This is a genomic window from Salinicola sp. V024, assembly GCF_052645315.1.
Genome location: NZ_JBQXYB010000008.1, coordinates 43149 through 67723, shown reverse-complemented (window position 1 = coordinate 67723; position 24575 = coordinate 43149). Strand labels below are relative to the sequence as shown.

Below are 24575 nucleotides of genomic sequence, written 5' to 3'. Positions count from 1 at the left end.
TAAAGCGTCGATCGAAGTGCAAGTGTCATTGACCTTTCAGCAGAGTATTGGCCGAGCCGGAGACCTGCGTGGCGCCACGCACCACCATGGTGGTTTCGATAGAGTGATCGAAGACCTGCCCCAGCGAGTCGACGACCTTGGCCATTTTTTCATCGCCGATCGCGGAGGGCGCATCACCCGCATCCGGCGCTGGCGAGGTTTCATGGGTCGTTACCTTGGCGAAGCGGTCGGGCGCCTGCGCATCCGGGATCTTGGCCTGCTGGGCGAACGTGTTGACCCGGTCGACGAAACCATCGAGGTTGTTGATCAGGTTCGAACCCAGCTCGCTGGGGCTGGCCCCGGCAGGAGAAGCGCCAGCCTGACTCGCCATATGTTCGAACAGATTCTGCGAGGCCAGCGCCTTGGCGCTCGTTTCCGTTGCAGGGGGCGTCGGTGTCAACGCCCCGGCACTCGGTGGTGTCACGGGAGTCATCATTCACCTCGTCGTCAGGCTCGTGTTTTTTTCGACTGATATCGTCACCAGCAGCGCCGCGAACGGCAGCAACCGCCAATCGTTACTGCATCGAGTGGCGGTTGCTGCCCTGGATGTGTCGAGTCACGGAGTCGTTACTACCCGCTCCAGCTTTCACCATCAGGTCCACTCTTCACCCCACCCAGCTTGGTCTTACTCGCCCAGCTTGGTCTTACTCGCCCAGCTTGGTCTTCATCGCTCAGCTTGGTCTTCATCGCTCAGCTTAGTCTTCACCACCCGACATGGCTTCGCTCAGCATGTCTTTCATCATTGGCATCAGAATCAGCTGTCCGCCGACCTGGACCATGCCCTCGTTCATGGTTTCCTGGAATTTGGCGTTGTCGAGCGCGTCGTCGAAAGCCTGGGAATCGGTGGTCGAGTCACTGGTTGCGTTGCTGCTGCCTACGGCATCGATAGCCATGTATCGTCTCCTTCGGTTTTCGCATTGACCGATCGGCAAACGCGCCGTCGGTGAGTCATCGCAATACTGCTGCCTTTCTTCCCAGGCATCATTCGCGGGTGGCTGGCTGCGCCACACTGCCTCGGAACACTCTGACTTCGCCGGGCTTGGTGAGCGTCGGCGTTCGGCGCAACGCCTCCACGCGCTGTGCCACTTCCGCGAGCCATGACGGTGGTCCCATCGCCTCCAGGCGATGGCTGCCATCACGGATCTCGGCGCTTAGCGGGGCGCCGATCCTGGCGGCTTCGATATCGGTGCGCAGACTTGGCACGTCCACGCCATTGAGATCGAAGCTTTGCCGCCCCAGCTCTTCACGGGCGGCGACATGCAGCACGTATCCGTCGAAGAACCACGCCAGGCCGTTTGCCTGACACACCTGCGCGAGAAAATCGGCGGCGGTGGTGGCATGGATATCGCCACGAACCTCACCATCGACGGCGTCGCTGACTTCCACCGGTAGCGACAGGTTGCGGCCGAATTCCTGCAATACGTCACGTACCTTTTGGTCGATCACCACGTATCGATAACTGCGCTCTCCCCACGGTGGATGGCCAGAAAATGGCGCAGGTGCTGCCGCAGACGTCTGTTCCAGAGAAGATGCAGGTGCCGCGAATACCGTGCTCCAAGGCGCGGCAACCAGGATAAGTAATATCAGCACGGCGGCAGGTGGAAAGCATTCATGTCGTCGTGGAACGCTCAGCCAATGTGATGCATCCTCCCCGTGCAACGGACCGTGTTTATCAACCCTAGCAAGATCGTGATGACGGTTTAGTAGACTGTTGTATGTCTTCTTGTGACTTTCGCTTGTGTTCTGTAAAGGCTTGTCATCACGTGATGAAATTCGACGCTGCCCCCAACCGCCGGTTCTCCGGTACGCTGTCTCTCCACTCCACGAGCCCATGGACTGATTCACGGATGAAGGCACCTTTTAAGCATTCTCGGTTTGCGTACGCCGGATTCGTGCACACTCGGATGACGCATTGTCGGCTCAAGTGCGTACTGGCGGCCATCGGTATCGGCTGTCTGCTCTCGGCGTGTGCGGCTACACCGACCGGCAGCACCGAAGGCCGGCTGCTCAAGCTCGCCGATGACGTCGATCAGCGCGGTGATCATGCAACGGCTGCCGCCATGTACGAACGCGCTCTGGAACAGGGTGAAGCCTCCGCTGATATTCAGGTTCGTCTGGGCAACGCACGCCTGGCTGCCGGTGAGCCTGCCGCGGCTGCCGAAGCGTTTCGCGCGGCACTGCACGAGGATATCAATCTGGCTCCGGCGCTGCTGGGGCTGGGAACGGCGCAGCTGCGCCTGGGCGAGCCGGAGAGCGCGTTGCGTAGCCTTTCCCGAGCCGCACCAGCGATCAATAGCGTCTCGGGTTGGAGCCGGCTCGGTGCGGCTCAGGCGCTGACAGGTCGGCCCGGGCAGGCGGTGGCCGCCTTCGACAAGGCTGTTGCGCTCGAACCGCGGGACCTGGACCTCCAGGCCAATCTGGCGCTGGCCGAGTCGCTGGCCGGCGATAATGCCAAGGCGGTGGCTGCCATGCGTCAGATCACGGCTTCCCCGCTGGCCGAGGCTCGACATTACCGCAACCAAATTCTGGTGCTGGTGCTCGCCGGGCAGACCGACGAAGCGCGTCGCGTCGAGATTCCCGACCTGCCGACCGCAAAGCGCGAGTCGCTGATCGCCAGCGCCGAACGTCTGGCTGCCATCCCCGGTGCCGCCGAGCGTGCCCAGGCATTGGGGCTGGCCATGGCATCGCGCCGCGACTGACGGCGTTTCGAGGTTATAGGCCATTGGTGGTCGCGGTGTTGCCCATCGCGCTGCGCGCCTCGTTCTCGAGCATGGCGCGCCGCTCGCTGGCGCGTTCGCGGTCATTGAGACGTTCGCGGGCGGCGTTGGCCACCGGTGCCGCCTGCGCTGGTCCCATCTCTTGCCCGCGAGTCAGATCCTGAGGATTCGCCACCATCAGCTGAAGATTGAGGTCATTGGCACAGCCCGGCGGCAGTGACACCAGGCCGGTGTCGTCGGGCTGTGTCTGGCACAGATTGGGAATCGTCACCGATTGGCTGCCCGCCACTGCGCCTGATGGTTGGGGATTGGCGACGGCGACTTGTCGATAGCCGCTGGTCCAGTTCATAGGTCCCATCGACGATTGGCAGCCGGCCAGCAACCCGAGGCTCAGAAAAGCCGACGCCAGCAGCGGCACGAGGCGCCATGTCTTGCGTATCGATGCGGTCGGACTTGATGACATGGTGCTGTTCTCCTCATTCATTTCAGCTTCGATCATTGCCGCCTCGGTCATTGCAGATAGAAGCCGAAGGGATCATCGATGCCGGCGGATCGAGCATGCTGTGCGGGATCGTCACCCAGTCGCGGATTGGCGCTGACCTGGGCCCGATCCAGCGGCGTTCTCGGCGCCGGCGATGAGGAGGGGCGAACCAGATAGGGCGTGATCAGAATCACCAGTTCTGTCTCGTTGCGCTGGAAGCGGCGCGAGCGAAACAGCTGGCCCAGAATCGGAATATCACCCAGCACCGGAATGCGCTCCAGCTCATTGGAGACCTGGCGCTGAAACAGTCCGGCAATGGCGAATGTCTGACCGCTACCGACTTCGACCACGGTATCGGCTCGGCGAACCTGCAGCGACGGTACGTCGTAGCCGGCGATCTGAACGTTGTCGCTGGTCAGACTGCTGACCTCCGGACGCACTTCCATCGAGATACGACCATTGGGCAGCAATGTCGGCGTACTCAGCAGCGATACCCCGAATTGCTTGTACTGAATACCCACCAGGTCACTGTTGACCGGCACGGGAATCGGAATTTCTCCGCCTGCCAAAAAGCTCGCCGTCTGCCCGGATACCGTGGTGATATTGGGCTCGGCCAGAATTTGCAGCAAGTTGTTCTGCTGTAGCGCTTGCAGCAGACCGTCGACCCCCTCGCTGCCCGCGGAACTGGCAATATTGCTGGTCAGTACGCCGAACGAGAACGAGCCATTGTTGATCAACGCATTCCAACTGACGCCGTAGCTGAGCAGTTCGTCGCGGGCGACTTCGGCGAAACGCACCCGAATGTTGATCTGGTTGGTGCCGTCGTAGGTAGATCGATCGAGACTGCCGCCGGCCGGTGCCTGAGCATCGAGCGTCGATTGGGTCGCCATGGCGCCCTCCACCGAATTGCTGCGGCCCTCGGCTATCAGTTGATTGCCGGCCATGTGCAGTCGCACCTGGCTGTCTCCATCGACACCGCGCAGTGCTTCGCTTGCCTGGGCATCGCCATCGCGCACCTGCAGGCGCAGCGATGCCTGGCTTTCATCGTCGGCACCGAGAGCGATCAGATTGGTGTCACCGGCCTGCTTGCCGAATAGATAGATCACGCCTGGCGAGACGACCTGCACGTCAGCGACGGCAGGATTGGCGACGAACACCGAAGCCACCTGTTGATCGAATCGCAGAATGCGCCCTTGGCCGGTCTCCACACTCATGGCGCCACCGGAAGCATCGACGGCGACATCACCCTGGGCCGGCAATGAAGTGACGATCAGTGACGTGACGGTGGCTAGTAACAGTAGCGTTACCTGCGATATCAGACGAATGGCGGTCTGGAACGGTTTGACGTCGATGGAGATTGCGCTTGCCTTCATGATTGTTGCTGCCACTGTGTCACGGGTATTCTCCATCCCAGCTGATCCCATTTTTGTTGATCCCGTTCCTGTTAATCCAATCGCCATGCCGGGTCGCCACGCTTGGCTATCATTATTGATTTTGATGACTTTATATCTTTTTAGGCTGTGTAACGCTTTTCCATTGTGACCGGAATGGACTCTTTGGAGTGTCATCGACGCTTTCTCGGTCGAATCAGGACTTGGCTTGCGTCTCGGCCTCACGTCGAGATGCCGGTTTCGGTAAACGTACCTGGGCGATCGCCTGCAGACTGAATTCCGGCGCAATTTCCGGCCAGGCCATGACCGCAAGGTCTATGTCATGCTGCTTGAGCCACTGCTGCAGCGTGGCGCGCACATCACTGGCAACGACCACCACGGGATGCAGGTCGGCATCGAGTGTTTCCAGCTGTTGCTGGAACCAGGCGTTGAGCGCTCGTGATAACGGTGCCGGCAGCCCGCTTCGCAGGGGTTGATCCTCGGCATGGCGTTGGGCGCTGCGCAGCGCTTCTTCCATCGGGCGGGTCGCGATCCAAGCCGGTAACACTCTGTCGCTGCGGGCGTGACGATGACTTATCTGGCGCGCCATGGCGGTACGGATGCGATCGGCCAACCGAGCGCTGCTGGATTCCTGCGGTCCCCAGGTCACCATTGCCTCGAGAATGGTGCGCATGGCGCGAACTGGCACGCCTTCGTTGACCAGTCGGCGGAGGATTTCCGCCATCTTCTGCAGCGACACCACACGGACGGCTTCGGTGACCAGCTCGGCGTAATCCGACTCCATGTGCGACAGTAGCGCACGGGCTTCCTGAATGCCGACAAAGTCGCCTGCGTAGCGCATCAACGTACGCTCCAGGCAGCGTTCCAGCACCTGATCCGGCGTGCGATATCTGACACCGGCATCGGTCAATGCGGTGCTCGCGGATTCCGGCAGCCACTGCCAGTTGCCGCGTCCGGCCAGCGCCGGATGCGTCTCCGTCGTCAGTTCGAGCAATTCCAGGGTGCTGGGATCATCATCCAGCAGCACTTGAGATTCCGGCAGTTCGCCGTTGAGCACCGGGACTTCGTCCAGTTCGACCGCAAAGCGGCGTGCGGCGAGTGCCGGTTCCAGCCGTAGTCCGACGGAGGGAATGGCAATGCCGAGATCGCGCTCGACCCGCTCACGGGCAGCCTGCATCCCCTCACGCAGCACTTCTAGCGGCAGCGTATCGGCGAGACCGGCACCCAGGCAAAGCATGACACGATGCTGCCGAGGGTCATCGTCGGCCGAGCGGGAGAGACTTGAGTTAGAGAGGTCTGAGTGGGAAGGCGCGGCGTCGTGGGTGGCATCGTTGGATGTCAGGGCCGCTGTGCCTTCCGCTCCTGTCCCTGTCTGGGGGGCTTCGTCGGTCTGCTCGCGAAGATGACGTCGGCGTAAAATGAAGGCAGCGCTTCCCAGTAACGCCGAGATGGCCAGGAAAACGCCGGTGGCAAAGCCCGGAATGAAGGCCGCGCAGAACAGTACCGCCGCCGTCAGCCCCAGCGCCTTGGAATTGCTGCCCAATTGACCCACGATCTCGCTACCCAGATCGCTGGCGTTGTCGGAGCTAACGCGAGTGACGACGGTGCCGGCACCTATCGAGATCAACAGGGCGGGAATCTGGGCGATCAGACCATCACCGACGGTCAGCAGCGAATAGGTCTCCACGGCCTCGCCGAATGGCATGTCGTGTTCCAGCATTCCGATCAACAGGCCGCCGATCAAGTTGACAAAGAGAATCACCAGCCCGGCAATGGCATCGCCCTTGACGAACTTCATCGCCCCATCCATTGCCCCGTAAAGCTGACTTTCGCTTTCCAGCAGCGAACGTCGACGACGAGCTTCGGCGTTATCGATATCGCCGTTACGGGCTTCATTGTCGATACTCATTTGCTTGCCGGGCATGGCATCGAGAGTAAAGCGTGCCGCGACTTCGGCGACGCGCTCCGAACCTTTGGTGATGACCAGGAACTGGGCGACGGTGATGATCAGAAACACCACCATGCCGATGACGACTTCGCCGGCAATAACGAAGTTTCCGAAGGCGTCGACGATCTGGCCGGCATCGGCATCCAACAGAATCAGCCGAGTGGTGGTAATCGATAGCGACAGGCGAAACAGTGTCGCCAGCAAAATGATCGGCGGTAGCGACGAGAACTCGACCGGATGCGAAATATAGAACGCCACTACCAGAATCAATAGGCTGAAGGCGATGTTGATGCCGATCAGCGCATCGACCAGCGCGGTCGGTAGCGGAATAATCATCATCACCACCGCCAGCACCATGAAAGCGGCGATGATCACATCGCTGCGCTGAGAGGCGCGGCGAGCCACCATGTTGAGACGACCGAGAATCTCGTTCATGCCGCAGGCTCTCCCCGTTGATTGGCGTCGATCGATGGCGGCCCGAGCCGACCCTCTTCCCGCTTTCTTCGTTCGAGATACGTCTGAAAATGTTGCCGAGCGGATGCATGTTCACCGTTCAGCCATTCGGCCCGGCTGCGTAATAGCAGCAGTGTGTTGTCGTGTTGTCCGCTCGCCTCGAGACGAGCGATGACGTTGATCGCGCGTTGTCCATTACCGGTGGTCAGAAATCCTCGACACAGTGCGTGAAGCACGCCGAGATGATCCGGAGCCATGCGATTGGCGATCAACAGCAGTGCCAGTCCTCTCTGAGCCTGCCCACTCTTCAAATACAGATGCCCCATCAAATGGAGCAGGTCGGCGGCGTCGCGATCATCGTTGTCGTTCATGCGATTGTCTGTTTCATGAGTCGAAGAGGGTTCATGAAAGACTCTTCTCACCAGGATCATCGTCTAGCGAGGGTGCCATGGCTTCATTCATGCGGCCTTCCCACGCCTGACGCCATTCGAGCTCTTCGCCAATGATGTCTCGTGCCATGGCGACGATGTCGTCATCCGCTTCCAGCTTGGGCAAGATGCTGTCGACCACGTGCTGGAGCAACTCGATGCTGCGTGCATTTTCATAGCTCCGGGAATCGCTGGCTGCGGGTTGCGCCAATGCATCCAGTCGATCGGCTAGAGCCGGTTGCTCGGTCTGTCGGCTACGCGATTCGCTGACCGCACGTGTGAACGCCGTATCCTGATCGAAGGATTCGGCATCGATGCGTCCGATCGGCCCGGCGTCGGCACGAGATGCACGATAGCGATCTCCTGGCATCGGGCGATCAGGAATCTTCATGGAACGACAGCCCCGTCAGCGCGCATGGCGTAGTTGAGAGATGAATCGTTAGAAATCGATCGTTCAAAGCGTCAGCGCAAATTGATCATCACCGCGGCGGAGCATGATCTGATCCGATTGAATCGCTGAGATCACCCAGCCGGACTCTAGCGCCGCACCGGGGTAGAGTCGCTTTCCCTGATGGTCGATGACATAAGGGTTTTCACCGAGCCACACGGCCTGTAGGCGCAGATCGGGCTGGGCCGGCGCCTGTTGCGGTTTAGCGTCGTTGAGTAAAACGTTGTGGCTACCATAACGTTGATCGAACCAGCGCTGAGTCTGGTTCCACGTTTCGGCTTGCGCTGCCGTGTATTGACCGGAGACGCTCAGGTAGCCGCCATGATCAGTGACCTCCAACGTGGAGAGCCCAGCGCTTGTTAGCTCCTGGCGCAAAGAGGCCGCCGGGCTGAGGCGTGCGTCGTTGACCAGTTGGCGGGACCCTTCTATGGCCTGCGTATCGAGTGTGGCAGGTGACGAGTAGTTACCGATGCTGGCACCGGCCTGGTTGACGTCGATGAACTCGTAGAGCGCCAGTACCCCAAGCGTTGCCACCAGGGCCAGCAAGGTGAAGGCGCGATTGAGGGAGCTGCGCCAGCGTGGTGGCAGCGTCGGAAGCTTGGGAAAAGCGGGAAGCATCGGTGACGCCGCGGGGCGCGTCAGCTTCAAAGCGACGTCATGGAAACGCAGCTCGGCTGGCAAGTCGCTACGTAGCCCGGTGCCCCGGGTGACAACGCGACCGTTGACGATGACATCGCCGCCAATGGCTTCGACAGCCATCTGGCGCCCGTGAAAACGTAGCACCAAGTGTTCGGCCGTCGTGCCAGAATCGCCCAGCACAACATCGGCAGTCTCATCACTGCCGATTCGGCAAACCGGATCAGTCAGCTCGATCATCGCTCCGCTATGTAAGCCAGCGGTGACCCTAAGCGTCGTTACGACTTCGCTTGCCGACGCCGAAGAGGAGGAGGCGGGTTTCATGCGTTTAACTCGCTAGTGTCGTACGAAGCATTGAGAAATTCCTTGGCTGTCCGTGCCGAATCGATCAGGTCGGAGAGCCAAAGAAGCTCCTGGATGGGTCTCGTTTTTCAGGTTGTCAGCGACTTTGCAAATGTGTCGCCTCGATTCATCATCTCCCGGCTTTACAGTCTTCATTGTTGGACCAAGGGCCGTCACGTGAACGTTCTGCCGCTTTGCCGGATGATGGGGTAGAAACGCCGCGAGCGGCATAAGGCCGCCCGCGACTGGCCGCATTAGTTCTGCGGACGCTGCTTGGTCGCGTCGAGCATCGTCTTCTTCTCGGTCGTGACCTTGGTAATTTCAGCGGATTTCTCGATCGCCTGATCAAAAACCGCTTTCAACTGACTAATGGAAGAATCAGCGCTGTCGTTTGAAGTCGACGGATCGATTGCAGGAGTATCAGCCATGGTATTTCTCCTAATAGCGTGAGTTTCAGAGTCTGCAATTCTAGCGGTGCTAGAAAAGGTGCTAGATCGAATCCGCAATATTAGCGAGACGTCAGGAACGCGATCCAACGTAATTCAGGTTACTGGGTTTGCGTGACAAGAGGGCTAATTTGAAGTAAATATTTGATTCTTTGCGTATCGATTAGGTAAGCAAAATAAAACCCAGTTTTTGTCTTCAAGTTATTGATATAAAATAAAAATATATTATATTGAACGTTCATTCAAATACCTGAGATGGCGTTTTTATTACTTTATATTACATTAAATCGGTTGTTTGAATGTGTTTTTCGCCTTCGTTATAGCGGTTCACGATATGAGCTGGGGAGTTGTGCAATAAATTGCACGTCTTGCTTGATAATGAGAGTTTCTATTCTAAGAATCAGTATTTTCTTAATTAAAAATGGTTGAATAAACGTCCCGGTGTCGTTATCCAGAGACGGCGTTGATTATCAATGTCTCTCAATGGCGTCATCCCCTGATCGGTTGAGTGCCGCATCTGCAACCCCGCCATCAAAGTCCAACCGGCGTTAACTTGATTAACGCTAACGACATGAATTAACCGTGGTGAATTTTCTCTTTAAATTCAATCATTTATTGATGTTCTTCGGTGGTGTGACTATAGTCTATCTCCTCCTTGGGGAGTAGCCGATCACCGCTGTGCTGACTGCCGGTGGTGATGTTCGTGTCAACACACTCGGCAATGCCGTGGCACGAACGCCGGGTCCGGTTGGCGAGACCATGGACATCCGCAGTGCAACGTCGGGAATTGCGGATGTCGTGGCGATATTACCGGCTGGATAAGACCATGAACCCTGCTTCTCTCGTATTGCTTGCCTTTGCCATGTCGACCGATGCCTTTGCCGCATCGATCGGCAAGGGCGCGGCCCTCACCCGTACACGCTTTCCCGAAGCGCTGCGAATCGGCGTGATCTTCGGTACGGTCGAAGCGATCACGCCGATTATCGGCTGGGCCGTGGGGTTGGCAGCGACGCGATTCGTCTCCGAGTGGGATCACTGGATCGCCTTCGTGCTGCTTGGCGCGCTTGGCGGGCACATGATCTGGGAGGGGTTCAAGCCGGTCGACAGCGAAGCGGATCACCAGAAGATACCGGAGCGTAAATCGGTCTGGCTGCTGGCCGTCACGGCGCTGGCGACCAGCATCGATGCCATGGCGGTTGGCGTGACCCTGGCTTTTGCCGACGTCAATATCCTGGTCACCGCGCTGGCGATCGGTCTGGCGACGACCTTCATGGTGACCATCGGCATCATGCTGGGGCGTGCGATCGGCTCGCTGATCGGCAAGCGCGCCGAGATCGCCGGCGGGATCGTGTTGATCGCGATCGGTATCACGGTCCTCTATGAGCATCTATTCGCCCACATGGGTTGAAGCCTTTCCGCGCGCTGGCGACGCTCGCTGTCTATGCTGAACCGTGATCCCGTCACGGAGTGCCGCATGTCATCTTCTCTCTGGCAACGTTCGCTTGCCGATTTCCAGCACGCCGTTGAAACCCGTTCCACACCGGGATGTGGCGCGGCCGCGGCATTGAGTGGCTGCCTGGGCCTGTCGCTGATTCTCAAGGGCGTGCGGTTGCATCGAGGCGAATCCGACCTCGATCGTCATCGCCGCCGACTGATAGAAGAGGGCGATGGGCTGCAGAAAGCGCTGGCCGAGGCCGTCGATGACGATGCCGCGGCGTTCGCCGACTATCTCGAAGCGCAGCGTCTACCGAGTGATACCGGCGCCGAATCGGAGCAGCGTGATTCGGCTCTGCGCGAAGCCCGCGATGCATCGATTCAGATTCCGCTGGCGGCCGCCGAGCGATGCCAGGACGGGCTGGTGCTGGCGGTCGAGGGGCTGTCGCTGACGTCGTCGGCGATGGAGAGCGACACGCTGGCCGGCGCGACCATGCTGCGCGCCGCGATGGAGGCGCTACTGATCGGCGTCGAGTCCAATCTCGAGGCCCTGCCCGATCCCGCCGCAAGGCGGCAGCTGGAGGTTCGCTGTGGCGAGCTTCGCGACAGCGCTCGAGCCAGCTGTCATCGGCTCGGCATTGACGCCTCATGACGCCAGCACGCTCCCCCACGCCACTGCCAGCAGCAGTAGTGCCAGCGCGCGATTGAACCACTGCCACTGGCGTTTGGTATGAAACAGACGGGCGACACCGCTGCCGATCATGCCCCAGAGGGCCAGGCAGGGGAGCGCCACGATCCCGAACGTCAGCGCCAATACGCCGATCTGCGTCGCGCTCGACGCCGAGTCGGTGAACACGCCGACGACCGATAGTGCCATCATCCAGGTCTTGGGATTAACCAGCTGCAAGCCGGCAGCCTGTCGGGGGCCGAAAGCCGGCGCGCCTGATCTCTCTGCGTCGGTCTCGATGCTCGGGGGTTGGCTGCGATAGAGCCGCCATGCCAGCCAGGTCAGCCAGCCGACGCCGATGGCGGCCATCAGCTGGCGAATGACGGGATAGGCCAGCAGCGTCTGCGACAACCCCAGGCCCACCGTCAGCACGATCGTGGCCGCTGCCAGACTCGCGCCAAAGACCGCCGGTAGCGTGCTTTTCCAGCCACGGCGTGCGCCCTGAGTGAGTATCAGCAGATTGGTCGGCCCCGGGGTGATCGAAGCGACGAAGGCGAAGAGGGCAAACGGTAGCCAGGCAGACATGAGCGACTCCAGAAATGGCGTGGAGTCGGAACTATCGCGCCGTGATCGCCGCGCGTCTGGAAGGTTTGAGCAGTCGCCCACGTCGAACTCGCCAGGAACTCCGGGTTGGATTCAGTCTTGAGTTCAGTTCAGTTCAGTTCAGTTCAGTTCAGCCGGTCCGGGAGCAGCGCTGACGATAGTCCGCCGGGGTCAGGCCATAGGCGCGCCGGAACCAGCGACCCAGATGGCTCTGGTCGGCGAAGCCGAGCTGGCTGGCGACCGCCGCCGGGGATTCGCCGCCAGCGAGCCGCTGGCGGGCGAGACTCAGGCGCAACTGCACCAGATAGGCATGGGGTGCCAGCCCGAAGGCCGACTTGAAGGCGCGGGTCAGGCGGAAGCGATCGACGCCGCACTGCTCGGCCAGTGACTGCAAGCCGATGTCCTGTTCGCAATGCGCGTGCAGAACCTCCCGGGCGCGTCGAGCAACGGCGGGCAGACGGGGATCTTCCCGCTGGCGTTCTCGCCAGCCAAGATGCGGGACCAGTCCCTGCAATAAGGCATCGAGAGCGTCATCGCGTTCCAGCCTCGAAGTTGGCAGGCGTAGCGTGGTGAAGGCGCGGGCGACATGGGTGATCAATCGGGGGTCCTCGACCAGCGTCGAGGCGAAGCCCGGCTCGCCGGAAGCCGTACCGGTGACCGCGAACTGGCGCAGCTCGCGTTGAAGCCAGGCGGGGTCGAGATAGAGCATGGCGTAGGTGAAACCGCCCTCGGTCGGGGCATGGCCGTCGTGAATCTCGCCGGGCTCGACGAAAAACAGTCGTCCCGGCGTGCTGTCATGGCGGGTACGACGACAATGGAACTGCTGCACGCCCTGTTCGGTGAAGCCGACCAGGTAGCTGTCGTGCCAGTGGGGATCGTAGGCGTGGCCTTCGAAGTGGGCGCGGATCGTCTCGATGCCCGTGTCACCGTCCTGCTGCAGATCGATCCAGTTCGTCGATGTCATGCTGCCTCCCGACCGGCGCCCAGGGTCGATGCCTGCAACGCCCGATCCGCTCAGCATGCCAGAGGGCGAGGTTCATGTCTGGAACGTTCGTGCAGTCTGTAACGTTCGTGCGGTCTGGAATGCTCGGCACTGGCAGGCATCAAAGGCGCCTCTAGCGGGATGTTCAGTCCGGGACCGGTGTCTCGAACGTATCCCGGCGCCGGATCGTCAGCGTGGTGCCGATCGAGGCGGCGATCACCAGTCCGATGGCCAGCCATTGCAGGGTGCTCAATAGCTGGCCCAGGAACAGCAGCCCCGAGAGCGCACCGATCGCCGGTTCCAGGCTCATCAGCGTGCCGAAGGTCTGCGTCGGCAGCCGCGGCATCGCGATCATCTCGAGCGTGTAGGGCAGCGCGGTAGAGAGCACCGCCACCGCCAGCGCGTAGGGCAGCACCTCTGGCGCGAACATCGCCGTGCCCACGTCGAGCAGGCCCACCGGAGCGATGACGACGGCGGCGATGGTGACGCCAAGCGTGGCGCTCTGGGCGCCGTTGATGGCACCGGCCTTCTGTCCGAACAGGATATAAAGCGCCCAGCATACCCCGGCGCCGAGCGCACAGGCGGCGCCGTAAGGATCGACCGGGCCGCTGCGATCATCGCCCAGCAGCAGCAGGCAGGCCAGGCCGATCACGGCGAGAGCCACCCACACCAGATCCAGCCAGCGTCGCGACGACAGCATCGCCACCGCGAGCGGGCCGGTGAATTCCAGCGCCACCGCAATCCCCAGCGGCACGGTCTGCAGCGCCTGATAAAACAGCAGGTTCATGATCCCGAGGGCGACGCCGTAGATCAGCGTCGATTTCCACGCCCGGCGGCTAAGCGGCTGGCGCCAGGGGCGCATGACGATCAGCAGTATCAGCGCGGCGAAGATCAGACGAATCGAGGTCGTACCGGTGGCGCCGATGACCGGAAACAGCGACTTGGCGATGGAGGCGCCGCTCTGGATCGAACACATTGCCACCACCAGCATGGCCACCGGCCAGATCCTGGCAAGCAATTCGCGCATGGCGACTGACATGACACCTCCGAAAGTGTGCGGCATGATGGCTCGCCAGACATTGCCAAGGTGCCATGCCGGCGGCCGATGGCATTCGACGAGAGCCGCGATTGTACGGATGGGCAATATATTGCACAAGGCTAACGAGCGTCCCGATGTACTGGTCCACGTGGCTGCCAATGTGAGACGTCGGCGCCAGGCCGCAGGGCTGAGTCAGCAGGCACTGGCGGATCAGGCCGGTGTGAGTCGGCGCATGCTGGTCAATATCGAGAAGGGCGACGTCAACGTCAGCCTGAGCACGCTGGATCGTCTGGCCGAAGCGTTGGGGGTGCTGTTCTATGCGTTGGTGCAGCCGCTCGATAGCGAAGACTCGGCGCGTATCGACGAAGTTGCCTGGGTGGGAAATCATCCCGACAGTCGCGCTCGACTGCTGGCGAGCAAACCGGCGCGGCAGGAGGTCGAGCTATGGTCGTGGTCGCTCGAGCCGGGTGAAGTCTACGAGTCGGCGGCCGATGACAACGGCTGGCATGAGATGCTGGTGGTAATCGAGGGAACGCTGACCCTGACCCTCGGCGAACGCGAGCTGACGATCGAAGCCGGCGACTTCCATGTCTACCCCAGCGACCAGCCCTATCGTTATCGCAACGACGGGGCGGGCCGGCTGCGCTTCATTCGCAACGTGGTGCACTGAAGCCGAGCTAAACCGCTGGCGGGGGACGGCCCCTCCTCGCCAACGCGGCCCGTCTGCTCGTAGTCAGCCAGTCATTCGTCTGAATGGCTTAATGGCCTTTCGCCATCACGATCCTGCGTCACCGTTCTGTCACGCTCATGCGCCAATCTGCCGAGGAATCAGCCACCAATCACGGCCTGATCCATCTTCAGCAGAGAAGGGGAGGAAGCGAGCATGGCCAATCCGGCAGCCAGCGGTAATCCGACGATACTCGGTGATTCCGGAGGAGGATTGCGGACAAGTCTCTTTTTCGGCGTTCTGCTTGTCGCCACGACGGGTTATTTCCTCGTCTGGGGGCTGGGCTACATTCGCGGCGACAATACGCTTTTGTTCGTGCTGGCCACGTTGTTTGGCGTATTCATGGCGTTCAATATCGGCGGCAACGACGTCGCCAATTCATTCGGCACCAGCGTCGGCGCCGGCACGCTGACCATCAGGCAGGCGCTGTTCGTGGCGGCGATCTTCGAGGTCAGCGGCGCGGTCATCGCTGGCGGCGAGGTGACCTCGACCATTCGTGGCGGGATCGTCGATCTCGGTGGTATCCAGGTAGCGTCTCTCGACTTCGTCTACATCATGATGTCGGCGCTGATTGCCGCGGCAATCTGGCTGCTCTTCGCGTCGCGCAAGGGGTATCCGGTTTCGACCACCCACTCCATTGTCGGCGCGATCGTCGGCAGCTCGATCACGCTTGGCGTCCTGATCAACGGCAGCGACTCCGCGCTGGACCTGGTCCAATGGGGGCAGATCGGTCAGATCGCGATTTCCTGGGTGCTGTCGCCACTACTGGGTGGCGTGGTCGCCTATCTGCTCTACTCCCAGATCAAGAAGCACATCCTCTCTTACAACGAAATGGCCAAGAGCGAACTCACCGCGGTTCGCGAAGAGAAACGGCAGCATAAACGTGAGCATAAAGCGCGCTTCGAACGGCTTTCGGAAATTCAACAGATCGCTTACACCCACGCGATGGCGCGAGACATGCAGACGGTGAACGAGGGCGATTACGGGACGGAGGATCTGGAGTCCGAGTACTACCGCGACCTGCACCAGATCGACGAGAAGCGGCGCCAGATCCACTCCCATCGCGCGCTGGAGAGCTGGGTGCCCATGGTGGCCGCGCTGGGCGCCATGATCATCTCGGCAATGCTGCTGTTCAAGGGTCTGAAGAACATGCAGCTTGGCCTGAGCACGCTCGATAACTACCTGATCATGGGAATGATCGGCGCCGTGGTGTGGATGGCCACCTTCATCTTCGCCAAGACTCTCAAGGGCGAGTCGCTGGATCGCTCGACCTTTCTGATGTTCAGCTGGATGCAGGTATTCACCGCTTCCGGCTTCGCTTTCAGCCATGGCTCCAACGATATCGCCAACGCCATTGGTCCGTTCGTGGCGATTCTCGATGTGCTGCGAACCGGAGCGATCGCCGACGAAGCCTCAATCCCCCCGCTGGCGATGCTGACCTTCGGTGTGGCGTTGATCGTCGGGCTCTGGTTCATCGGCAAGGAAGTGATCAAGACCGTCGGCGAGAATCTGACCAAGATGCACCCGGCGTCCGGTTTTTCCGCGGAGCTCGCCGCCGCCGCCGTGGTGATGCTCGCCTCGATGCTGGGCCTGCCGGTTTCCAGCACCCACATTCTGATTGGCGCCGTGCTCGGCATCGGCATGGTCAACCGTCAGACCAACTGGGCACTGATGCGGCCCATTGCCCTGGCCTGGATCATCACGCTGCCGGCCGCGGCGTTGATGGCAGCGATCGCCTTTCTGATACTGAGAACCGTACTTTGATCGCTTCAACAGACGTTCGGAGTCGAATCGGCGAGCCAGCAACTCACTTTCTGACTCGCCGAGAGCGTGCATCGGTATCGTGAAAGCCTCGCGCCTCGATCGAGCGCTCACTCCACCCCCAGATAGATCATCAGGCAGGCGCCGGGCAGGTCGGGAATCCTGAGCGGCAGATAATCGAACTCCCGGTTGCTGCCATCCGGCAGCTGCATCGACTTGCGACCACTGCCAAGGTCGAGCACGTCCTGTTCGGCCCAGAGTTCGCGAAAGACGTCGCTCGCCTCGAGCAGGTCGTCGATCAACTGGCGCATGCGCGGATCGCCGGCGTAACGCGTGGCCTGGCTACGAAAGATCGACACCAGCGTGCGGGCGGATCTCAGCCAGTCGGCCTCATGCGTTTCGATGCGCTTCTGGGTAAAGACCCACCAGAGCTTGTTGCGCGGATGCTTATCACCGGTGCGCTCGATATCGAAGAGCTGCGCCGCGGCCCGGTTCCAGGCGATCACTTCCCAGTAGGCGTCCATGACGTACGCCGGGTCCGGCTCCATTCGGTCCAGCAGACGCTGAAGAATCGGGTTGATCGTCGAGCCATTGTCGATGGCGCGCGGCGGTGCCGGCCGCCCCGCCAGCGCATAAAGGTGTTCGCGCTCGGTTTCGGTCATCAGCAGGGCGCGCGCGAGACAGGCCAGCGCCTGATCGGAAGGTTGAACGTTGCGCCCCTGTTCCAGTGCGGTGTACCAGGCCGTGCCCATGCTGGCGCGAGTGGCGACCTCTTCGCGGCGAAGGCCGGGCGTGCGCCGCCGACGACCCGGCGGAAGTCCCGCCAATTCCGGCGTGACGGCGGCGCGTCGGGTGCGCAGGAATTCGCCCAGTGAGGGCGCGTTTGAAGAGGAGGAAGACATGCAGCGTCGCTTTAACCTGTCATTGGTAAACGTAGGATAACGTCGGGGATTATGTAGGATCAGCGGACATATTAGGGTTTTCGACAGGGATTGGAAATCAATCGGACGACGGATCGGAGATTCTGGATGACCTGCTATCCGCGCATCACGCTGCTCATCGGCTCTGACGGCCGGGCCGAGCTGGGCGTAGTCCCATTCGAGACCCCCGAAAACACGGCGGCGACCGACGTGGTGGAGGCCATGTCAGAAACCCCACTGAAGACAACGGACTACATCCCGCCGGAAATGCTGCTTCTGGACGACGCCGGCGCGCTACAGCGCGTGGCGGATCATATCGCGGCGATCCATGGGCGACTCGATCTGCTGATCCTGGATGCCGATCCACGCTCGAGTGAACCCGCGCCGGAATCAACGCTCGTGCGTCGCAGCCTTCCGTTTCGCTTTCATCTGTTGGCACCGCTTTTGCTGCTGTCGCCCTTGCTCGAGCGCTCGCGAACCGGGCGCGTGGTGGTGTTTCACACGGGCGATGCCGAGCGTGCGGCCTGCGGGGTCAGGCATCTCGGCCCATGGGCGGAAAGCGCCGGGATTCGGCTCGAGTCCGTCTCGCTGGCCGTCACCATGACCGAACGCATCGGCAAACGGGTGATGACGGATCTGGTCAGGCGCCTGGACGACGAAATCGATGGATATGCCGAGGAGGGAGTGAATATGCGCACCCCCGCGGACGCCGCGAACAGTCGGGTGAGTGTCGCCCTTTCTCGCTCATCGAAGAGTTCTAAGCTCGAAGTTGGTTCATAACGATAAACGCAACCGTGACCCGAGGCTCGATATGCAATGGACGATCAATGGCCAGGTTCGGGAGGCCGAGGTGGATTTCCGAACGTCACTGCTCGATTTGCTCCGCGAGCAATTCCAGCTCAGCGGCACCAAGAAGGGCTGCAACCAGGGCGCCTGTGGCGCCTGCACCGTGCTGGTCGACGGTGAACGCATCAACTCTTGTCTGGCACTGGCGGTTCAGTATCAGGGCCGTACGATCACCACGGTCGAAGGGTTGGCCGAGAACGGTACGCTGCATCCGGTGCAGGCGGCGTTCATCGAACACGACGGCTTCCAGTGCGGTTACTGCACGCCGGGCCAGCTCTGCTCGGCGGTGGGCATGATCGGCGAACTCGAGCGTGACCATCCCAGCGCCGTCACGGCCGACCTGGCGGCGAACGGGATCGAATGGAATCGCGACGAGCTGCGCGAGCGGATGAGCGGCAATCTCTGCCGCTGCGGCGCCTACAACGGCATCGCCGACGCGATTGCCGCCGGGCTCGCCAAAGAGCTGGGTGAGGAGCTGGGTGAGGAGATAACGCGATGAACGCCTTCGATTATCACCAAGTCGCTGACAGTGAACAGGCGATCGAGCAGGCCGTGCGCTCCCGGCAAGCGAAATATCTGGGCGGCGGCACCAATCTGATCGATCTGATGCGCGAGACCGTCGAGCGTCCGCAGACCCTGATCGACGTGACGCGACTCTCCCGCGATATCGACGAGACCGGTGACGGCGGCCTCATCATCGGCGCTGCCGTCACCAATTCGGCGTTGGCCGGCGATACTCGCGTGCGCAGCCGCTATCCGGTGCTGGCCCGCGCGATTCTGAGCGGCGCCAGCGCGCAGATTCGCAACATGGCGACTGTCGGCGGCAACCTGCTGCAGCGCACGCGCTGCGCCTACTTCTACGATGTGGCGACCCGCTGCAACAAGCGCGAGCCGGGCGCGGGCTGCGATGCGCTCGAGGGTTTCCATCGCTATCACGCCATCCTCGGTACGTCACCATCCTGCATTGCCACGCATCCCTCCGACATGGCGGTGGCGCTCGCGGCGCTCGACGCTCGCATTCATCTGCGTGGCCCCGAGGGGGAACGGCAACTGGCGATCACCGAGATCCATCGCGAGCCGGGCGAGCGGCCGGATCTCGAAACCGAACTGCAGCCCGAGGAGCTGATCGTGGCGGTCGAGTTGCCGCCGCTGCCGATGGCGGCCCGTTCGAATTATCGCAAGGTGCGCGACCGCGCCAGCTACGCCTTTGCGCTGGTGTCGGTGGCGTCCATGGTCGAACTCGACGGCGAAACGATTCAGGACGTACGCCTGGCACTGGGCGGCGTGGGGACGAAGCCGTGGCGTGCGTCGCGGGTAGAAGCGGCGCTGCGTGGCCAACCGGCGACAGAGGCGACGATTGCCGCCGCCGTCGACGCCGAGCTGACCGATGCCCGGCCGCTGCCGGGCAACGCCTTCAAGGTCGAACTGGCGCGACGAACGCTGATCGCGGAGCTGTCGCGGCGTATCGCCGATGCGCGTAATGGAGGTGAGGCATGAGTGCTCTCGATAAAGGACGGTCGGGTGATAACGAACGATCGGACGATAACCAACCCGCGGGCGTCGCCCTGGCCGGCGATTACTGGCGCCCGGAGGGCCGGCCGGATCCGCTGAGCGAGAAAGAACGAATCGGAATTGGCGCGCCATTGTCGCGTGTCGATGGGGCGGAGAAGGTCACCGGTAGCGCGCGCTTTGCCGGCGAGTTCACCTTCGAGGGCATGGTCTACGCCGCGCTGGTCTACAGCGCCATCGCCAACGGCCGGATCCTGAATATCGATCGGCGGGAAGCCGAGGCGATGGACGGCGTGGTATTGGTGATGACCCACGAAAACGCGCCGCAGCTCAATACGCCGCCGGTGTTCCTGCGCTCACCCAACGGTGCCGCCGGCGACGATCATCCGATCATGCAGACCGATCGCGTCCACTGGAACGGCCAGCCGGTGGCGCTGGTGCTGGCCGAGACCCAGGAACAGGCCGATGCCGCCGCCGAAAGCATCCGGGTGGATTACGCGGCGGAGCCGGCGATGACCGATTTCGAGCTGGCGAAGACCCACGCGCGTCGGCCGGACAACGTGCTGGGCGGGCCGGCGGAGATCACGGTCGGCGATGCCGACACCGCGTTCGAGGCGGCAGTACACCAAATCGATGCCACTTACACCACGCCGCGCCACAACCACAACGCCATCGAGCCCCATGCGCTGACACTGGCCTGGACGGCTGGAAATGGAGATGGGGATGAGAGTGGGCGCGAGGGTGAAGCACTGCGGATTCACGATGCCTCCCAGTGCGTCGATCTGGCCGTGGCGTCGCTGGCCGAGGTGTTCGGCATCGAGACCTCGCAGATTCACATCACTTCACCGTTCGTGGGTGGTGGCTTCGGCGGCAAGGCGCTGTGGCAGCACCAGATTCTGGCCGCGGCGGCAGCGAAGCTCGCGGATCGCCCGGTACGGCTGGCGCTGTCGCGCGAGGGCGTCTATCGCGTGGTCGGCGGGCGAGCCTGCACCGAACAGCGGGTGGCCCTCGGCGCGGACGAGCAGGGCAGGCTGCAGGCGCTCATTCATTCCGGCATCGCTGCGATGACGCAGCACAACAACTTGCCGGAGCCATTCTTCCAGGCGACCAAGTGCCTGTATGCGGCCGACCATATCCGACTGTCGATCGACGTTGCGGACATGCAGATGCTCGCCAATACCTTCATGCGCGCGCCGGGCGAATCGGTGGGCACCTTCGCGCTGGAATCGGCGCTCGACGAGCTGGCCGATCAGCTCGGCATGGATCCGCTGGAGCTCAGACGCCGCAACGAGCCGGAGCGTGATCCCACCAGCGGGCTGGCGTTCTCCTCGCGTCACCTGCTGGAAGCGGCTCGCAGCGGCGCCGAGCGCTTTGGCTGGTCCGAGCGCAGCGCCACGCCTGGTCGTCGACGCGAAGGTGAATGGCAGATCGGGATGGGCTGTGCGACGGCCACCTACCCCTATATCCGCATGCCCGGCGCGGCGGCACGCATCACGCTCACGCCTGACGGCGCGACCGTTGGCATCGCCGCGCACGAGATGGGCATGGGCACGGCGACGGTGCAGACCCAGGTCGCCGCCGCGCGGCTGGGGTTGCCGGTGGAGAAGATCGCTTTCCACTATGGCGATTCGCATCTGGCCGGAAGCGTGCTGGCGGGCGGCTCACAGCAGACGGCGGCGATCGGCGGTGCGGTGATTGCCGCGCAGCGGGCGCTGGTCGCGGAATTGCTGGCGCTGGTGGGGCAGGATTCGCCGCTGTCCGGTCTCTCGCCGGACGAGATCGAATGCCGGAACGAAGGCCTGGGCGCCATCGGCGATGGCTCGCGTTTCGAGACCTACGCACAGATCCTGACGCGTGCCGGGCAGAGCGAACTCTCTGTGCAGGCGGACGCCGCCGGGTCGGAAGAGCTCGCCAACTGGTCGATGCACTCCTTTGGCACCATCTTCTGCGAGGCGGGTGTGAATTCGGTGACCGGCGAGGTACGCATACGCCGTCTGCTGGGGTCGTTCGACTGCGGCCGGATTCTCAACACCAAGACGGCGACGAGCCAGTTCCGCGGCGGCATGATCATGGGTCTCGGTCTGGCGTTGATGGAAGAGACGCTGTTCGATCCGCGCAGTGGCCGGGTGATGAACCCGAGCCTCGCCGACTATCACGTCCCGGTACAGATGGACGTGCCGGAGATCGAGGTGATGTGGACTGATATTACCGACCCGCACACGCCCATGGGCGCCCACGGCATTGGCGAGATCGGCATTACCGGCGTCGGCGCGGCAGTGGCCAATGCCGTCTACAACGCCAGCGGCAAGCGCGTTCGTGATCTGCCGATCACGCTGGACAAGCTGCTGTAGCCGATCGACGACGGTTTCGGTTTGCCCGGTTTTTGCGCATGATTGCCGGCATCGTTTTCCGCGCCCGACGATGCCCGTCGGCGCGCACTGCCGAGGATCGAAATCGTCATGAAAGGAATCACGTTGGGAGTGTCGTTGCTGTTGCTGGGCTCATCGAGTCTGGTGTTGGCGGAGGGCGATGACGGCGATGTTCGCGGTGCCGTCGGTCCGATCATCGAGTCGCTGATGCGCCAGCAGAGCATTCCCGGCATGGCGGTGGCGGTGGTGCGTCCGCAGGGCACGCAGATTCTGAATTACGGCATCGCCGACCGTGATGGCGGGGCATCGGTCAATGACGCGACGCTGTTCGAGATCGGCTCGCTCAGCAAGACGTTCACCGCCACGCTGGCAGCGCTGGCCGCCGTCGAGGGCAAGCTCGATCTCGAGGCGCCGGTCAGTCGTTATCTGCCGACGCTCGAGGGCAGCGCGTTCGACGAGATCACCGGGCGCAATCTGGGCACGCATACCACCGGCGGGCTGCCGCTTTTCGTGCCCGACGAGGTGACGGACCGTGACTCGCTGATGAGCTGGTTCCGTCAGTGGCGGCCCACCGAGGCGATCGGCGAGGTGCGCACCTACTCCAACCTGGGTATCGGTCTGCTCGGCGTGGAGACGGCGGCAAGCCTGGACAGCGAGTTCGTGCCGGCGATGCAGGCGCACGTGCTGGATCCGCTGGGATTGCAGCACACCTGGTACGACGTTCCCGATAGCCAGATGGCCGATTACGCCATGGGCGAAAGCAAGGATGGCCAGCCGATTCGCGTGGCGCCCGGCGTGCTCGATGACGAGGCCTACGGCATCAAGACCACCGCCGGCGATCTGGCCAGATTCGTCCAGGCCAATCTCGGTCTGCTCGAGATCGATGACGACCTGAAGCAGGCGATCGACACCACGCGCCACGGTTATTTCCAGGTCGGCGACATGACCCAGGATCTGATCTGGGAGCAGTATCCGCTGCCGGTCTCGCTGGATACGCTGCTGGCGGGCAACGGCTACGACATGATTCTGAAGCCCAATAAGGCCGAGGCGATCGAGTCATCTCGGTCATCGCAAGCTCAGGCGCCGCGGGACGACGTCTGGATCAACAAGACCGGCTCCACCAACGGCTTCGGCGGCTACGTCGTTCTCGTACCCGGCCAGCAGACCGGACTGGTGATGCTGGCCAACAAAAACTATCCCAACGATGCGCGCGTGAAGGCAGCCTACGAGATGCTGTCGAAGCTGAACGTGATCGATGGCGGCGATGCCGGGCACTGAGTAGGCGCCCGGCCTGGCTTCATCAGCGTTCCGGGACGGGGCGGCAGAATCAACGATTCACGTCGACCACGAGTCGGCCCCGAACCTGGCCGGCGAGAAGCTGATCGGCGGCCTCGATGGCGTCGCTCAGGCCGATGTCTCGTGAAATCTCGTCCAATACGGCGGCGTCGATATCCCGCGCCAGTCTGGCCCAAACCCGCTCCCGCTCTTCCCGGGGGCGGGTGACGCTGTTGATGCCCAGCAGGCTCACGCCACGCAGAATGAAAGGCGCGACGCTGGCGGGAAAGTCCATGCCCTGCGCCAGTCCGCAGGCGGCGACCAGGCCGTCCGGCTGAATCTGCGCGCAGACGTTGGCCAGGGTGTGGCTACCCACGGAATCGATGGCGGCGGCCCAGCGGGCTTTCGCCAGCGGCTTGCCCGGCTCCGACAGACTCTGGCGGTCGATGATCTCGGCGGCACCCAGGCGTTCGAGGAAGGCGGCTTCCTGCGGCCGCCCGGTGGCCGCGATCACGCGGTAGCCACGCTGTGCCAGCAGGGTGATGGCGAAACTGCCGACGCCGCCGTTGGCGCCAGTTACCAGCACCTCGCCGCTCGCCGGTGTCAGGCCGTGCCGTTCAAGTGTCAGCAGACTGAGCATCGCCGTGTAACCGGCGGTGCCGATGGCCATGGCCTGGCGGCAGTCGAGCGTTTCCGGCATTCGCGTCAGCCAGTCGCCGTTGACGCGTGCCTGCTGCGCCAGCCCGCCCCAATGCCTCTCGCCGATACCCCAGCCGTTGAGCAGAACCCGGTCGCCGACACGCCATTCGGGATGCTCGCTGTGCTCGACGACACCGGCAAGATCGATGCCCGGCACCATGGGGAAGTGGCGCACGATCGGTCCCTTGCCGGTAATTGCCAGCGCATCCTTGTAGTTGAGCGTGCTCCACTCGTTGCGGATATGGACGTCTCCCGCCGGCAACGAGGCTTCGTTCACCGGCTTGAGGCTGGCGTTGCTTCGACCGTTTTCCTGTTCCACCACAATGGCATTGAACATCGACATGGCATCGAACATCGAGTTGTCCTTCTATTCGGCGTAATCCTGATTCATCGAGAGCAAACATGAACGCCCGCC

25 protein-coding genes and 1 riboswitch are annotated in these 24575 nt (G+C 62.1%); of the genes, 10 read left to right on the top strand and 15 right to left on the bottom strand.

The features are described from left to right. Nucleotides 1-25 precede the first annotated feature (25 nt). From ACUN9V_RS12915 to ACUN9V_RS12905, 3 genes are all read right to left on the bottom strand, one after another. Nucleotides 26-475: a hypothetical protein gene (locus tag ACUN9V_RS12915; protein WP_445511684.1), complete on the bottom strand. Its 450-nt coding sequence runs from the start codon at nucleotides 473-475 to the stop codon at nucleotides 26-28. A gap of 259 nt (nucleotides 476-734) precedes the next feature. Beyond that, complete coding sequence (locus ACUN9V_RS12910; protein ID WP_075560545.1) at nucleotides 735-932, bottom strand: hypothetical protein; 198 nt, start codon at nucleotides 930-932, stop codon at nucleotides 735-737. Nucleotides 933-1020: 88 nt separating this feature from the next. Beyond that, nucleotides 1021-1485 carry a hypothetical protein gene (locus ACUN9V_RS12905; RefSeq protein WP_439303063.1) on the bottom strand — a complete coding sequence of 155 codons (465 nt, stop codon included), beginning with the start codon at nucleotides 1483-1485 and terminating at the stop codon, nucleotides 1021-1023. A gap of 458 nt (nucleotides 1486-1943) precedes the next feature. Between ACUN9V_RS12905 and ACUN9V_RS12900 the strand changes: the two genes are divergently transcribed. After that, nucleotides 1944-2738, top strand: coding sequence for a tetratricopeptide repeat protein (locus ACUN9V_RS12900; RefSeq protein ID WP_445511683.1), 795 nt, complete (start codon nucleotides 1944-1946; stop codon nucleotides 2736-2738). Nucleotides 2739-2751: 13 nt separating this feature from the next. Here ACUN9V_RS12900 and ACUN9V_RS12895 read toward each other — a convergent pair whose 3' ends face one another. From ACUN9V_RS12895 to ACUN9V_RS12865, 7 genes are all read right to left on the bottom strand, one after another. Continuing rightward, complete coding sequence (locus tag ACUN9V_RS12895; RefSeq protein WP_439286857.1) at nucleotides 2752-3219, bottom strand: hypothetical protein; 468 nt, start codon at nucleotides 3217-3219, stop codon at nucleotides 2752-2754. A 47-nt stretch (nucleotides 3220-3266) separates the two neighbouring features. Then, complete coding sequence (locus tag ACUN9V_RS12890; protein ID WP_445511682.1) at nucleotides 3267-4610, bottom strand: type II and III secretion system protein family protein; 1344 nt, start codon at nucleotides 4608-4610, stop codon at nucleotides 3267-3269. A gap of 214 nt (nucleotides 4611-4824) precedes the next feature. After that, nucleotides 4825-7011, bottom strand: coding sequence for a type III secretion system export apparatus subunit SctV (gene sctV / locus ACUN9V_RS12885; RefSeq protein WP_439286859.1), 2187 nt, complete (start codon nucleotides 7009-7011; stop codon nucleotides 4825-4827). Then, nucleotides 7008-7400: a tetratricopeptide repeat protein gene (locus tag ACUN9V_RS12880; RefSeq protein ID WP_445511681.1), complete on the bottom strand. Its 393-nt coding sequence runs from the start codon at nucleotides 7398-7400 to the stop codon at nucleotides 7008-7010. The genes sctV and ACUN9V_RS12880 overlap by 4 nt, the downstream gene beginning before the upstream one ends. Nucleotides 7401-7431: 31 nt before the next feature. Then, complete coding sequence (locus ACUN9V_RS12875) at nucleotides 7432-7848, bottom strand: hypothetical protein (protein WP_445511680.1); 417 nt, start codon at nucleotides 7846-7848, stop codon at nucleotides 7432-7434. A gap of 63 nt (nucleotides 7849-7911) precedes the next feature. Beyond that, nucleotides 7912-8865: a SctD/MshK family protein gene (locus ACUN9V_RS12870; RefSeq protein WP_083627606.1), complete on the bottom strand. Its 954-nt coding sequence runs from the start codon at nucleotides 8863-8865 to the stop codon at nucleotides 7912-7914. 272 nt (nucleotides 8866-9137) lie between these two features. Continuing rightward, on the bottom strand, nucleotides 9138-9311 hold the full coding sequence (locus ACUN9V_RS12865; protein ID WP_167369271.1) for a hypothetical protein: 174 nt from the start codon (nucleotides 9309-9311) through the stop codon (nucleotides 9138-9140). A 663-nt stretch (nucleotides 9312-9974) separates the two neighbouring features. Further along, nucleotides 9975-10079: riboswitch (yybP-ykoY riboswitch) on the top strand. Nucleotides 10080-10155: 76 nt separating this feature from the next. Between ACUN9V_RS12865 and mntP the strand changes: the two genes are divergently transcribed. Both mntP and ACUN9V_RS12855 read left to right on the top strand, forming a co-directional pair. Next, entirely contained in the window at nucleotides 10156-10737 is a 582-nt protein-coding gene (gene mntP / locus ACUN9V_RS12860; RefSeq protein WP_445511679.1) for a manganese efflux pump MntP, read from the top strand. A 66-nt stretch (nucleotides 10738-10803) separates the two neighbouring features. Then, complete coding sequence (locus tag ACUN9V_RS12855; protein WP_445511678.1) at nucleotides 10804-11415, top strand: cyclodeaminase/cyclohydrolase family protein; 612 nt, start codon at nucleotides 10804-10806, stop codon at nucleotides 11413-11415. On the opposite strand, the gene ACUN9V_RS12850 is transcribed toward ACUN9V_RS12855, so the two are convergent. From ACUN9V_RS12850 to rhtA, 3 genes are all read right to left on the bottom strand, one after another. Continuing rightward, nucleotides 11410-12015 carry a LysE family translocator gene (locus tag ACUN9V_RS12850; protein ID WP_075560555.1) on the bottom strand — a complete coding sequence of 202 codons (606 nt, stop codon included), beginning with the start codon at nucleotides 12013-12015 and terminating at the stop codon, nucleotides 11410-11412. The two genes, ACUN9V_RS12855 and ACUN9V_RS12850, sit on opposite strands and share 6 nt — an antisense overlap. 148 nt (nucleotides 12016-12163) lie before the next feature. After that, the gene (locus tag ACUN9V_RS12845) at nucleotides 12164-12997 is read right to left on the bottom strand and encodes an AraC family transcriptional regulator (RefSeq protein ID WP_075560556.1); all 834 of its coding nucleotides are present in this window, start codon (nucleotides 12995-12997) and stop codon (nucleotides 12164-12166) included. A gap of 163 nt (nucleotides 12998-13160) precedes the next feature. After that, a complete protein-coding gene (gene rhtA / locus ACUN9V_RS12840) occupies nucleotides 13161-14054 on the bottom strand; it encodes a threonine/homoserine exporter RhtA (RefSeq protein WP_075560557.1) in 894 nt (297 codons plus the stop codon). A 97-nt stretch (nucleotides 14055-14151) separates the two neighbouring features. Between rhtA and ACUN9V_RS12835 the strand changes: the two genes are divergently transcribed. Further along, nucleotides 14152-14724 carry a helix-turn-helix domain-containing protein gene (locus tag ACUN9V_RS12835; RefSeq protein WP_445511677.1) on the top strand — a complete coding sequence of 191 codons (573 nt, stop codon included), beginning with the start codon at nucleotides 14152-14154 and terminating at the stop codon, nucleotides 14722-14724. Nucleotides 14725-14937: 213 nt separating this feature from the next. Next, complete coding sequence (locus tag ACUN9V_RS12830; RefSeq protein ID WP_445511676.1) at nucleotides 14938-16545, top strand: inorganic phosphate transporter; 1608 nt, start codon at nucleotides 14938-14940, stop codon at nucleotides 16543-16545. Between the two features lie 107 nt (nucleotides 16546-16652). Here ACUN9V_RS12830 and ACUN9V_RS12825 read toward each other — a convergent pair whose 3' ends face one another. After that, on the bottom strand, nucleotides 16653-17444 hold the full coding sequence (locus ACUN9V_RS12825) for an MmyB family transcriptional regulator (protein WP_075560560.1): 792 nt from the start codon (nucleotides 17442-17444) through the stop codon (nucleotides 16653-16655). Between the two features lie 126 nt (nucleotides 17445-17570). Between ACUN9V_RS12825 and ACUN9V_RS12820 the strand changes: the two genes are divergently transcribed. The 5 genes from ACUN9V_RS12820 to ampC all read left to right on the top strand — a co-directional run bounded on the left by ACUN9V_RS12820 (nucleotide 17571) and on the right by ampC (nucleotide 23464). Beyond that, on the top strand, nucleotides 17571-18242 hold the full coding sequence (locus ACUN9V_RS12820) for a hypothetical protein (protein ID WP_445511675.1): 672 nt from the start codon (nucleotides 17571-17573) through the stop codon (nucleotides 18240-18242). Nucleotides 18243-18273: 31 nt separating this feature from the next. Further along, nucleotides 18274-18807, top strand: a complete 534-nt coding sequence (locus ACUN9V_RS12815) for a 2Fe-2S iron-sulfur cluster-binding protein (RefSeq protein ID WP_445511674.1) — start codon at nucleotides 18274-18276, stop codon at nucleotides 18805-18807. After that, complete coding sequence (locus ACUN9V_RS12810) at nucleotides 18804-19805, top strand: FAD binding domain-containing protein (protein WP_445511673.1); 1002 nt, start codon at nucleotides 18804-18806, stop codon at nucleotides 19803-19805. Before ACUN9V_RS12815 ends, ACUN9V_RS12810 begins: the two co-directional genes overlap by 4 nt. Beyond that, nucleotides 19802-22168, top strand: coding sequence for a xanthine dehydrogenase family protein molybdopterin-binding subunit (locus ACUN9V_RS12805; protein WP_445511672.1), 2367 nt, complete (start codon nucleotides 19802-19804; stop codon nucleotides 22166-22168). The genes ACUN9V_RS12810 and ACUN9V_RS12805 overlap by 4 nt, the downstream gene beginning before the upstream one ends. A 108-nt stretch (nucleotides 22169-22276) precedes the next feature. Continuing rightward, entirely contained in the window at nucleotides 22277-23464 is a 1188-nt protein-coding gene (ampC, locus tag ACUN9V_RS12800; protein WP_445511671.1) for a class C beta-lactamase, read from the top strand. A gap of 49 nt (nucleotides 23465-23513) precedes the next feature. Here the strand turns inward: ampC and acuI are convergent, their stop codons facing one another. After that, nucleotides 23514-24515, bottom strand: a complete 1002-nt coding sequence (gene acuI, locus ACUN9V_RS12795; RefSeq protein WP_445511670.1) for an acrylyl-CoA reductase (NADPH) — start codon at nucleotides 24513-24515, stop codon at nucleotides 23514-23516. Nucleotides 24516-24575: the final 60 nt, after the last annotated feature.